The sequence below is a fragment of the Hymenobacter sp. BT491 genome (assembly GCF_014349165.1).
GTDB lineage: Bacteria > Bacteroidota > Bacteroidia > Cytophagales > Hymenobacteraceae > Hymenobacter > Hymenobacter jejuensis.
In genome coordinates, this window is sequence record NZ_JACSJJ010000007.1 from 40730 (window position 1) to 53829 (window position 13100).

Annotated in this window: 6 protein-coding genes; 1 reads left to right on the forward strand and 5 read right to left on the reverse strand. The window is 49.5% G+C overall.

What is annotated here, in order from left to right; all coding sequences use genetic code 11:
• The first annotated feature begins 466 nt into the window (after positions 1–466).
• The gene (locus H9I52_RS21255) at positions 467–751 is read left to right on the forward strand and encodes a helix-turn-helix domain-containing protein (RefSeq protein WP_187455526.1); all 285 of its coding nucleotides are present in this window, start codon (positions 467–469) and stop codon (positions 749–751) included.
• Positions 752–922: 171 nt separating this feature from the next.
• On the opposite strand, the gene brxL is transcribed toward H9I52_RS21255, so the two are convergent.
• From brxL to H9I52_RS21280, 5 genes are read right to left on the reverse strand one after another with little or no spacing between them, the layout of a single operon-like run.
• Complete coding sequence (brxL, locus tag H9I52_RS21260) at positions 923–2932, reverse strand: BREX system Lon protease-like protein BrxL (RefSeq protein WP_262386171.1); 2010 nt, start codon at positions 2930–2932, stop codon at positions 923–925.
• Positions 2932–5424, reverse strand: coding sequence for a BREX-1 system phosphatase PglZ type A (gene pglZ, locus H9I52_RS21265; protein ID WP_187455527.1), 2493 nt, complete (start codon positions 5422–5424; stop codon positions 2932–2934). The genes brxL and pglZ overlap by 1 nt, the downstream gene beginning before the upstream one ends.
• Positions 5421–8963: a BREX-1 system adenine-specific DNA-methyltransferase PglX gene (pglX, locus tag H9I52_RS21270; protein WP_187455528.1), complete on the reverse strand. Its 3543-nt coding sequence runs from the start codon at positions 8961–8963 to the stop codon at positions 5421–5423. Before pglX ends, pglZ begins: the two co-directional genes overlap by 4 nt.
• 15 nt (positions 8964–8978) lie before the next feature.
• Entirely contained in the window at positions 8979–12515 is a 3537-nt protein-coding gene (brxC, locus tag H9I52_RS21275) for a BREX system P-loop protein BrxC (RefSeq protein ID WP_187455529.1), read from the reverse strand.
• Positions 12512–13099 (reverse strand): DUF1788 domain-containing protein, encoded by a 588-nt coding sequence (locus tag H9I52_RS21280; protein ID WP_187455530.1) that lies wholly within the window; start codon positions 13097–13099, stop codon positions 12512–12514. Before H9I52_RS21280 ends, brxC begins: the two co-directional genes overlap by 4 nt.
• Between the last annotated feature and the right edge of the window lies 1 nt (position 13100).

Sequence of the window (13100 nt, forward strand, 5' to 3'; positions counted from 1 at the left end):
CTGCTGCACCGTTCAATAAATGTGACACTGACAAGCAAATGGACTTATCACATCGTTCAAAGGAGCTCTAAGAAGGTGACACGTGCCAAGCCGACCGCTTTGTCACCTTCTTAGAGCTCCGTTTAACAAACCTGACACAGCTGATACAGCTAATTCTTGCCACACCCAGTAAACGAGCATTCAAGAAACGGGACGAGTATAAATGCTATAAACTCACCTATTGGGAACGCTTACAACTCAAACTGGAGAGGGTAGCACGGCGAGGATGCAAGTATTCACTTCCAGCCTGCTTGTCTATTCAGGCTGAGAAAGAGCAATGGAGAAGTACAACAACTGCTTAATTAATAAACAGTTGTAACTACCTTCCTTAGCGGCCACATACTAAGCAGAAGTCGTTGTGGGAATGGCTTGCTACTTCTGTCTACGGAAGATGTACAATCAACTTATGTCAATAAATGCTTGAACGATGGACAATCCCTTCGAAGTTTTGGACAGCCGCCTGCGTAATGTGGAAGCGCTGCTGTTGGAAGTACTCCAGCACCTACGGACCCATGCGACGACTCAGATGCAGGAAGTCGGTGGGATCGACCTGGCGCAGCAGATCACTCGCTTAAGCAAGGCTCGCCTTTACGCTTTAGTGTCGGCGCGGCAAATTCCCCATGCCAAACGTGGAAATAAGCTGTACTTCAACCGCATGGAATTACAAGCCTGGATTACCACTGGTAGTCGCCCTGGCCGTGACCCGAAGTAAGAGGTAAATTCCTATGTCGAAGAGTTAAGCTAGGAGGACGAAAAAAGATCTTTTCGCCTCTTTGCCATATTTTTAACAGTAGGGCTTCCGCTAGGTACCTATACTACCACTGTCGAGTAGCGCGGTTTTCAGGCGGCTTTAAAACGTCCATCGACGCACTCATTAAGGTCCCTAAACTCGTAGATAGGTGATTTCACAGGCTTTGCACAAGCGCTTCTCTTGCATGTATTCAGCCAGATCGTATCGGCCGTTGGTTTTTTGATAGATGTCGAGCCCGCGGCCTAAAAGGATCTTCCACCCATTGTTGCATTCAATGGCTCGGTCATGGCTAGTCTCGTCAAACTCGTAGGTAAATTGGATCCCATTGCCTTCCAGCGAATCCCCTATTTCTTTGAAAGCGCCCCGAGAGTCTGCCAGATACTCCTCGTTGTTGAAGGTAATGAGGTGCAACGTCAACTCTTCCCCTACCGGCAACGAAGCTACTAGCAGCTGCGCCAACTCCATGAAATTACGCAGCTGGTAGGGTAGACGGATGTAAGGATCCCTCACGACTACTTTGGTAGCACCGGTTAAGTAAGGTCCAAAAAGATCCGCGAAAGTGACGTTGGTTTGGTTGTCGCGTAGAATTCGCTGGCCAGGAACAGCAGCGGAAGTTTCTACATCGTTGTTGGGCCTGGGAAAGTAATCGGAAGCATCCGAAGGAGCGGGTTCTGAACGGCTGGGGCCAAACTCCAGCACTTCCAAGGTCTCTATGCTGACTACTTGCCTGTTGCTGAGCTGGGTATAGCTGAAATCAACCTCTTCAAAGGTTTCATCCATCTTGATGAGCTGTTGCTTTACCCGCTTTCGATTCTCGATGGCAAAGTCGAGCAATTCTTTGGCTTCGGCTTCGGTGAACTGCCCATGCGGGTAAATGAGCTTAACCAACCCCGAAAAGGTTTTGGCAATGGCGTCTTTGTCGCGCGTGGTAATGGTGTCCGAAAGCCGGAAGTAGGAGGTGTAGGCTTGCGTGTAATCTTCTTTGCGCAACTCTTTCAGTACCTCTGCCAGGTAATCGACTATAAAGCCGTAGGCAGTGGTAAACATCTCGTTACGCAGCTTCTGCACCTCCCAACCGGGCAAGTAAGCGTGCACCCTGTCTAAAAAGGCAGTATCGTAGTAGTCCTTGGGCAGCGCCTCAAACAAGTTAGAGTGCTTGAGCATATAAGGCACGGAATGGTCCGTGTTGCCCACAAAAACCATCGAAGCCGAAGCGCCATATACCTGCGTACCGCGCGAGAACGACTTGTTGGCCATGTAGTTCTTGAGGATGTCTACAAGGCCCCGATCCGCGCGTTTATCCTTGCCGGCAAATTCGTCGTACGCCACCACGTCCCAGTAACCTACCAAGCCAATGTCATTGGTGGTGTTGTTCACAAACAACTTGGCCTTGGATACTTCCCCGCCCGAGATGAGGATGGCATGGGGCGACATCTCGGAATAAATGTGGGATTTCCCCGTTCCCTTAGGCCCGAGTTCAACCAGATTGTAGTTGTTCTCGGCAAAGGGAATTAGCCGGGAGAGCTGCAATAGCTTGGAACGAAAGGAAAACTCCTTCGGATTCAGTCCAAGGGATTGCATCAACGCATCTATCCATTCCTCTTTGGTGAAGCGTTGGCGCGTGTCCTTGTACTCGGCCACGTCGATGTTCGCGATTTGTATGGGCTTGAGGTTGTCAATGATCCAGGGGGAGACGTCGCGTTCGTCCGACGGCATGTACCCCATGGTCACGATGCACCAAACCCCACTCGAGAGGAGCTTTTTGTGCTGTTTAACGATCTGGTCGTCGATGACGACCTTGTTCAGCCCGAGGTTCGCAAAGTCGGCTTCGTAAACGTCTTTGCGGTCGTTTAACCGAACGGATACTTTGTCAATGATCCGGTGGGAGCCTTTCTCCCGAATGGTTGACTTGATCATCTGGGCCTCGTCGCGGTGCACAAAATGCTGGGCGATGATGTTGCGAACACTCTCCACGCCCTCCGCAATGGTATCCTCTACGTCGGTGGCGCAGTACTGGCCCAGCAAGTATTCGAGTACGTAGGTGGGGACAATCGCATTGCCCTTCACCAGCTTGGTCAGGTCCTTCCGGACGACTTTGCCCGAAAAGTGGGTATTCAACAGGTGGTTAATGGACACCATCATTAGAAATCATCAAAGTCGCTGGAGAAGGAAATGTTTAGCGTGTAGGTGTACTCTTTGTATGGCCGCCACATTGAAGATCCCTCTACAGGTTCCTCCAGCACCAATTTCACGCTTTGGTTCTTGTATTTGCCGCTGGCTTTGCTGCTCAGCTGGAAGCGGTGTTTTACCTCTCGCTGTCGTTCGCTTCCCTCTTGAATATCAAATCGGAAGGTGAACTGATCACTGATAAGTTCGCTACCAGCGTACAGCCCGGCTTTGATGCTGCGGGGTAGTATACTATCCGTGATTAACTCCGTCTGCAGGAAGGAGATGGACAAGATGTTGGTTGTAATCTTGTTCGTTTGCTGAATGACATCGATGCCGACCTGCTTAGTCGTGTCCTGACGCTTCTTGGTAATCTTAATCAGGGGGATGACCACTTCTTGCACGGAGGCGCCTCCGTGCACAAAGCGGGAACCCGCACCCATGACCCGGTGCCGACTAACAGACTTGGGTAAGAGCACGTCAAAGTTGCCGCTGAGATTCAGTGCTTGCGCGCTAAACTTCTTGACCTTGGCGCTGCCTGCCAGGTTGTTACCGATAATAAACCGCCTGTTCTCTTTCCAGACATCTCCTTCCACCTTAAGGGAAGTGAAGTCGGACTCGTCCAGATCGGTGTGTTGGTAGAGGAAACCATGATCTGTCGTCACCAGCATGTAAGTGCCGTTCATATTGGCCACCCGCTTGACTACGTCCAGGAGGAAGTTCAATTCGCGGTCAACCGCTTCAAATACTTTGTCCTCTGTCGTTTTGTCGTCGCCCGTTTTGTCGATCTGGTTGTGGAAGATGTAGATCAGCTCGTACTGCTTTACAAAGTCTCTGCCTTCCGAGGAGGAGTTCATCTTCATGAAGTCTTCGGCCTGAATGGCGGTGGCTTTGCGGTTCTCAAGCGTTGCCAGCACCTTCTGTCGGCCCTGTACCCCCTGGCACGGAACCCCATCCACGCTCACCTTGTCGGTGCCTGCTATGATGGATAAGGACTGGTGCGGTAGGAGAGAGGCCATGCCCAGCTGGGTGTAGGAAGGAAGCCCCGTGAGCAGGTAGTGCAGCTCGCCTTCGTACCGGTTTTCCGCATTTATCTTCTGCAGATATTCATACCCGCATTCGTAGCGCAGCGCGTCGGAAACGATCACGAACACGCGCTGCCCTTTGTTAAGCACCGGCTCTACGTGATCCTTGTAAAACCTAGACTGGGAGAGGAGCGGTACATAAGGCCATTCCTCTCGGGCGTCAATCAATGCCTGCCAGCGGTTATTGAGCGGCAGCAGCCAATCGTTGGAGTATACTTTCTCCACCTTCTCGAAGAGGAGCTCAAGTGCCTTGTCCTGGTTTTTGTTGCGGTAGTGCCAAATGAATTTCCGGTAGTGGAAATCGACTTGAAACAAGGTCTGGCTGTACAGCTTAGCCACATCCTCTATGCCGGAGAAGGTGATGGAGGCATGCTTGCGGGTGAGCGAAATGACTTCAATGGCATGCGCAATAGCCGAGTAGAAGTCCCGGAAGTCCTTGTACCAGTACTTGTTTTCCCGGCTTTTGATGACCTGAGTGGCTCTGTCATTGCTAATCGATTCGGATTCTACCAGACTGATGAGCTCGTGGATGATTTTGTAATCCACGATGCGGAACAGGTCATCGTCGAGAATGTCCTCCAGTGAAGCATCATCCAACAGTGCCTGGACGTTCAGAGCCACCGCTATTCTATCCGAAAGATTTTGGAAGGCTTCCTGATACGCGATGCTGTCCTTCCACAGCGACAACAGCAGATTCGCGTCTCGGGTCAGGCCACTGCTGGGCGTAAGGGAGAAAACGTTGGAAAAGACCCCTAGCAGGAAGTCATAGATTTTCGGGGAGCCGTTGCTGTACTTATAAGTGTCCGCAATAAGCTGCCAGTAAAAGGCCTCCAGGTTGTAACGGGCAAATTCTCGGTCCAGCCGGTCCGTGCCGTCGCTGAAGGCACTGGCGTGCGCCTGAATGAACGCCGGCAATGAGATAGTGGGCGTGTTGAACACCACACCCAGCATCTTGTAGCGGATATCCTTGTGCGCGTCTCCTTTGCCGAGGAGCCCTTTCAGCTTCTGCCGCCGGTCTTTGCTCTTGAAGAACTCGATATGTTCGCTGACCAAGTCCTTAAAGTCGTACTCCAGCCCCAGCTCTTGCAGGAAGGTCGCTTCCTGGTTGGTGTGGAATTCGTAGTGCGCTAGTTCCAGGTCTAGCAGCCAGTTATTGATAAATGCAAGGCGAGGGCCGGAGCGGTAAATCAGGAACTTCCCCTCCGGCACCTGCTTTACCACGCGGTGCTTTATGTAGAACTCGTTGTTATTGACCTGGATGCACTCAACGCCAGGCAAAACGAGCTCCTGGAAACTATCCAGGAGCTCTGCTTTTTCGTCGTGCCAGAAAATAATCCGATGACTATCAAAGAGTCTTTTCAGCGACTCAGCTATTTGACTCATACCGTCTCTTCCTCCTTCACCCAATCAAACTCGCTGACCTGCTTCTTAGCTTTTGCGTCGTTCAGCCCCGGCACCAGCTTCACAGCTTTGCCGAACTTGTTATAGTTGACCAGCACGCCGTTGTCCAAATCAATGGCAATGCGCTCGGTGGCCAGCGGGTACAGAATGTTGCGCTCGTACTCCTGCAGCTCCAGCAGCACGCTATCGAGGCGTGCCTTCTCTTTGCTAGCCTTTGCCTTCTCGGAGGCCGAGCCGCCGACTTCCACCCGAACTAGGTGTTCGCGCCGGGTGCGCAGCTTTTCCTGGTACTCGCGCAGGTACTTGTTCAGGATGTGACTCACCGTGTCGGGGGTGTAGCGGTGCATGTAAATGAGCACGTTGAACGAGCCCTGTGGGGAAGAAAACATCCAATAAATCGGGCGCTTCTTGTAGCGCTGCACGTGGTCAGCATAAAAGTCCTTAACAAAGTACTTGCGGATGTCCTTGCCTAAGCACTCCTCCACGAAGGCCAGATTCTTGGCGTAGTTGGCCTCACTGAAAGTCACCTTTAGGAACTCGCAGAAGCGGCCCACGATATCATCCTCGAACCACTCATCGTCGAGCACGGGAATGATGTTGTCTGCGTCCGGCAGAAAGGAAATCCCTTGCTCCTGCTTCTCCAATTTCTGAAAGTAGTCCTGCAGCGTCTCGCCCTGGTTAGCCAGTACAAGTCCCGGCACATCCAGCGAATAACGCCCGAACATGCAGCCAACAGAATAGCTTACGAACTGGGCCATCACTTCATCGGCATGAAACACTAGCTTGCCATTCTCGATGCTAGTTTCTTCTTGCAGAATGGTAATGTTTTTTAAAGGAACGTCAGGTGTGAGTTCATTCTGTAATCCGTAGACTTCAATAAATTGACGGTTATGATCTTCTTCGTTTTTGTGTAGCTGAAAAAACTTGTTTTTCCAATACTGCTGATATAAATCGAAAGCTTCTTTTAAATCCAAGCTTTTGATTCGAATCAATTCATTCTGAATGAAATCCCAGGATGTTTCGTGAGAATCCCATTCAGCTTTTGAAATTGCGACGCACTGCTCTATTTGGTCGTTATTGTAATTAGCGGCTATGTACGGCACTTTAGCTATAACTCCTGAATTAAAATCAAGTGTTGGTGCTAAAACTTTCATTAGAGCACTACTAACAGTTGAATTCAATAATGCCATTAACTGGTTTAGCATAATATCACTCTCAGAAAATATGCATTGTCCTTTTGTGTCAAACAAAAATCCTATACCGTTTCTTCTTAAAGAAATCCCTCCTGAACTTAAAGCCGACCAAGTGATAGACTTTTTAAAGTAGTGCTGAATATTTTTAATAGTTCTTGTAGGTGAACCATAAAGTTTTGCGGCATAATTCAGAAGTTCGTACCCGTCATTCTCCCAGTTAATAACGTACTCATTATTTCCATACCACTTTCGAAATGCGCCTCCCTTATTATATGGAAACCATTTTGCTCTAGATTCAACTGCGGATTTATGAGAATCAGAAGCGAAAGAGATTCTATAATAAGCAACCTCGAACCAATCTTTTAGAAATCGATTATTATCGCTTGATGCAAGGCCCTGTCTTGGAGATGATATATCACCAATGGGAACACCCTTGGAAAATATCTCAATGAATTTATTATTCAGCCAATACCCGATAGGGCTTCCAGGGATTTTTTTAAAATCATTTTGATTAAATAAATAATGGTGTTTACTGTTTAGTTTTCTTTCAAAAACTGATTTTTTATCTGCTGATTGCGCAGCATCATTTAAGTTATAGTAAGTGCCTAACCTTTTTGTGGTTTCCTGATTTTGTATGACAAATGTCGCCGCCTGTACAACTTTGGAATTTAGTTCTGGAAAGCTATTGTATCCGATTTGCAATAGAGTGTCTATAAAATAATTATTAATGATTTTACCTCTGAGATTATCATAGCTACTTAAAAACATCCAGCTTTGCTGATTAATCATTCCTAAGAAGCCCTTTGGGTCAAGCATTGCCAAACCCCTTTCCATAAAGCAAGCCATTAAATCAGCCTTACTATCTGGGTACTTGCGCTTCACAAAATCAGCTAGTTGCACATTCATGTTGCCACCCATATAAGGCGGGTTATCAACAACACAGCTATACTTCTTGCTAAGTGGCTGCAACTGGGCCAATGCGGACTGTAGTTGCAGCCGTTCGTACTGGCCGAACAGGTCGGCTTGGCTAGGCTTTCGTACTTCGATCTGGTTGAGCAGGGCGCGTATTTCCGACGTGCTTGCGTGAGGTTCGATGAGGGAACCGAGGTTAGTGGCCTGTCGCATATGGCCCAAGTCGTGCCGCAGCGCGTCGGAGGGTTTTACGTCTAAGCTGGCCAGCGTGGCTCCTACCTGATTCTCGTCGAGTTTGAGGTCCTGGAAGCAGAGGATGTGGGGTTGGGGCACTTGGCCTTTTTTGAAGAAGCGGCGCTGGTAACTACGCGCTTTCATCATCAGGGCCATGGCCGCCAGCTGCGCCGCCCGCTCATCTATCTCGAAGCCGTAGAGGTTGTGCTCAAGGATTAGCTGCGGGATTTCGCTGGGGTTGAAGCCTTCCTCTTCATAAATGTGGTAGAGTAACTCGAAGCCGTACACCAGAATGTGGCCCGAACCGCAGGCTTGGTCCAGCAGGGTCAGTTCTTGCGGAGAAGACAGCTTTAGGTAGTCTTCGCTCTGCAACGAGGCTGATTCGATGAAGTAAGTCATGTGCTCCCGCAGTGCGGAACTGGGCCGGTTCTGCAGCCAGAGCTTGCCCACGGTGTTCTGCACCATGTACTCCACAATCCAGCGCGGCGTGAACAGCTGCGTGGCCGCGGGAATATCTTCTTTCTTGACCTTGGCTTTGGAAGCGAATACTTCGTCCTTCTTTTCCGAGATATAGAACTGGTAGAGCCAGCCGATAATCTCCACTTGCTGGCAATCCTCGGCCGCCATGCCTTCGCGCACGTCGTGCACCACAGAGAAGTCGCTTGTCAGATCGTCCGGCAGCAGCAGCTCCGTGTAGTCATTGATGCGCTCGAAAAGGAACGGCAGCAGGGTGTGCAGATAGTTACAGGCCCCGATCAGCAGCACACGGTAGGCCTCGTTCTGCGGGTTGGCGCTGGGCATGCGGCCGTCAAGCAGGTCGAATACTAACTGATTGTTCACCTTCAGCTCCTCCGCTACGTGCCCCGTTTTGGCCTCGTCCAGCAACTCGGGCAGGGTGTGTCCTTCTTTGGGCGTGAGCACGCGCAGGCCCAGCGGCTGATAGCCGTTTACATCCATGAAGCGCAGCGCCACCAAGCGGTTAAACCAAGTGTAGGCCACCTTCTCCACCAGCTGCAGCTTGCCGGTGCGGCTTAGTTCTTCTCGCAAGGCGCTAACCTGCGCCGCCCGTTCCCGCAGCTCGGCGGTGTCGGTGGTAAGCACGTATTCCAGCTTGGCTACCACCTGCGCCAGTAGCTTTTTGCGGGCGTCCTGTGCGAATTTTTTCAGCTTATTCGTATTCATCTGGAAGAAAGGGGGCTACAGCGTAATGCGCTTGTTTTCTTTGATCTGCTTGATGTAGGCTTGCTTGAGGATACTCACATAGTCCTCTACATCCTGTTCGGTCTCGAGCGTACTTTTCTTGAAGCTGACTTCAACTTTAGTGCGCTGCACATATTCCACCTTGGACTCTTGGGCAGGTGGTGTGTCCTCGCCTGACTTCTGGTAACAATCTGGCTCTGGTTGGGGCGTATTTCGGCGCAACAGCGCCTGAATCTCATTCAGTAGGCTTACATAAAGCTCGTTGCTGCTGACTACATGCCCTCTGATGTTGGAGATGTATCGCGTATCGGCAACTTTTTCGCCTAAAACTGAGAGTTGCTTCAGGAGGCTTTCCTGCTGCCCATTCGTGAGCTTCTGAAAATCAGAGTTAGCCTTGAGGCTCTCTCTATGTTGCTCAATTCTAGCAAGCGCTTTCTCTTTCTCCTCCTTCAGTTTAGCTAATACCTTTGTGCGCATTGAATCCATAGCTGCTTTGGCTTCTTGGATAATCGCGCCCGAATAGGGTCTCGTATGACTGGAAGCGGCCTCCAACTTTGTCATCTCGTCGCCATCGATGTGCTCGAAATTTGATAAGTCGCCCTTCAAGAAACTTCTAATTTCTTCATAGATCTTTTTCAGTTCACTGCTCCAGAAGCGCTTTATCGGATCTAGAAGGTTCTCCTTCGCATCGAGCAGCTCATCTTCGAACTCCTTGCGGCTCAGCAGAAGGTAGTTGAGCTCCTTCCTGCTCAACTTATCCAATGTATCCCGTAGTGGCTCCAAAGAAGCCAGAAACGGGAAGTGGGTACGCTGTGCCACCAGTTCTTTAACAAACACCAGCTCCTCGCTCAGTTTACTCCGGAAAGCTGTGGCAACTTCCTTGGCCTCGCTGGCCGCACAGGTTTGGTCAAACAGCTCGCTGTAGACCTCCTTCAAGTCCCGAACTAGCTGCGGGTCGATATCCACCTGGGGCTCTAGCAGCGTCGTGGCCTGCAAGCGGTTATTCAGCAGCGCGGTTAAGAGGGCATCGTCACCTAGCAGGCCTCCATCTTGCCGCACGTCTAGCTTGCCTCGCTTGTACAGGCGGGCCACCATCGTCCAAATAGCATTCTGGCTCCAGCCGTAGGGTTTCTTGACAAACTGATCTTTCACCTCCGTAAGCGAGGTGCGCTCCGATTGCTTCTTTCTGCGGATGATGTAGTTCAGAACCTCATTTTCTGGTTCTGACATGGTGCTGTCATCCGTGCCGAACAGATCGTTTTGCTTGGCTTTGATCGTCTGCTTGATCGTGTCCTCTGAATACGCTGTCGAGCCCAGCATTTTCAGGTTCGGATAGGCAATTTTAACCAGTCCCTGAAAGGCATTGGTCACCTTAACGCGGCCATCAGCCGCATTTCCAACTTCGTACTTACTGCCATTGAGTAGGATATCGGCTTCACCGAGCAGTTGCTTCAGAAGCAGAATAAGTGTCCGCCTTCTTTCGCTATTCTGGGTTCCTTTCTCATAGAGCAGGCGCTTAATGCTCTCTTTGTTGTTGGTGGACTGACTTTGCTTGATGTACTTATCCGTTTTGAGATACAGGCGTACATCTTTTAACAACCGCTCATTGGGCGGAAGCACCACCATCATCATCGTGTTGCGTCCCATTGACTGAGCCGCTAGCCGGTCTCGATGCTCATAATCGTCGTGGTTAGGCGTAATGATGTCTATTACCAACTCCTTCTCACGCCCCAGAACACTGCCATCTATCTTGTGCGCGAACTCATAGTCCTGCTTATTCTCACTGTACTTGATCTTCGTGTCCCGGATTACCTCATCAAACGCCAGTTCGTTGAGTAACTGGGTGATAGCCGACTCATCTACGTCCGTAGCCTTAATCTCCTCCTCGATATCCTTTTCGTCGTCGGTGAGGAATTCGTACAGTTCCCCGTTCCGTTGCACATAGGTCTGGGCCTCTAACAGGCCCAGCGCCTGTTGAATTCTTTGCTCATGCGCTTTCAGATCGACATGGATGTTATCGATCATGAGCACCGAGATGTTACGGGGAGTGGTTTTGAAGTTCGAGTAATACTTAACCAAGAAGAGGGCTTTGAGCACCTGGATTGCAAAGGCATCGTCCAGGTTACGCTCGGCTAGCGTAATGGAGCTTTGAATCTCCCCGCGAATCGTCGACCGGATTCCTTCGTAAAGCAAGTCGAACGTGACCAGGGCATCCACCTGGGCATTGCCCATCCGCATCAACACATCTTGGAACACACCAAGCATGGAACGTTCGCCTACCGACGCATTCTTCCCTTGGAACGCGTTATGATGCGATAAGGCCTTGATGCACTGCTGGAAAAGATCAAATTGATAAGGAACAAATGGATATTTGTTTACAAAGTTCTTCTCCTCTTTATAGCCTTTGAACTGAACCCCGACCTCCGAAAAGGTTAATAAGGTTTCGAGGTTAGCATGCTCCTTTTGCCACGTATGCACCAGGAGCTTTTGCGCGTCCTGCTTTTTCTCCAGCAGGCGCTTTTCAATCACCTCGTCCACGTTCGCCGAGGAAAGCGGAACTTTGATTTTGAACCGGGCCTGAATTCTGGAAAAGTCGTTTTGCTGGGCCTTGTTCATGTCGCCCACTACTTTTTCCATGTCCTCTTGCGAGGTCACTAAGATCCATGCTTGGCCCTTGGTGCGGGTGGCTAACGTCTCGGCAATCGTCTGCAGATTGAGCATCAGCTTGGTATTGTCGCTGATGTACTGCCCCACCTCGTCCACAAAGAAATTCAGCCGAAAGCCTTTCGGTTTGGTCTCTATGTAGTGGTTGACTTTCGTGCAGAAGTCCTCTATGGAGATGGCACTGTCTTTCCGTAAGTCGTCGATGACGTTCTTATACCCTTCCGCAGTCGGGCCATGAAGTGCGGTCAGGACCCGGTCTATGGCATCTTTGACCTTCGGCGAGAAGTACTTCCGGCGGCCCGTTGTCCAGGGCTCGCCTAGATCGTGCTCGAATTTCTGCTTGAACGCCTCGTAAACCCCTTCCGTAGTTAACCATCTTTCAAAGTCCGCCACATGGTTTTGTCCACCAAAGAAGCCTAAGTGATCATTTAGAACCTTGTAGAAGACCGTGAGAATCGCATCCTGTTCTTGCTTGCTGGTGATCTGGGCTTGCTGATCGATATTAAAGAGGATGGATTCCGAAGGGATGCGAGTGGCCTGGACCACGTCAGCCTTAAGCATCTCATCTCCAACTAACTTGCTTGCAAATACCTCTCCCAGCAGAAGGCCACTGTCCTCTCGGTTCTCCAGAACATAAGAGAGAATCTTGAGCAGATGCGACTTGCCGGAGCCAAAGAAGCCCGAAATCCAGACGCCATTGGCGCCATAGTAATTGGTGTAGGCGGCGAAGAAGTCCCGTATCTTCTTCGCCACTTCATTTGTTACGACATATTCTTCTACTTCCTGACGAATATTGTCTTGGTCATCCGCTTTAATTACCGTTTCAATGGGACGATTAATAGACTTTGTAAAAATTTCTTGCAAGCTCATGCGGAGTAGTTGTAATTTTCCATGTTAAATGCTCGGTAATAGTTGTCGTCCTTCAAAAGGCCAAACAACTCCAAAGAGTACCCATTGTACTTTCCTGGAAAGAAGGTAACGGTTGGTGCTCGCTTGGCAATGTTCTGTAAATTATTTAGAACGTTATGGGATCGAATAAAAGGGAACACTAACCCAATGCCAGTTAAGAAGTATACCTTTTTATCGCTTGCATTAATTAAACCTTTTATTCGGGGCATCAATACTTCATTGATATCTAAAAGGGACTGGATAGCTTCTTTAAATTCTTGTTTACTCATGCTCTTTTCAAGTTCGAATATTTCTTCGTTATCCTGGAGCGCTTCGTTGATAATTTGCAGAGCTAAATCATATAAGTTTATTTCTAATACGGAAACGCCATTGTTATTTAGCTTATTTATCAAGCCTTTGGTGGCTTTGTCAACTACTACCTGATCCGTAGCCTCGAAGGGAAAAATGAAAAATGGTATTTCGCCTCCTAAGGACTTCATCCTTAGAAAGTTATCTGCTGAAATAGAATGGTATAGATGCTCGAAAGCAGCGGTGGTATTTTTCATA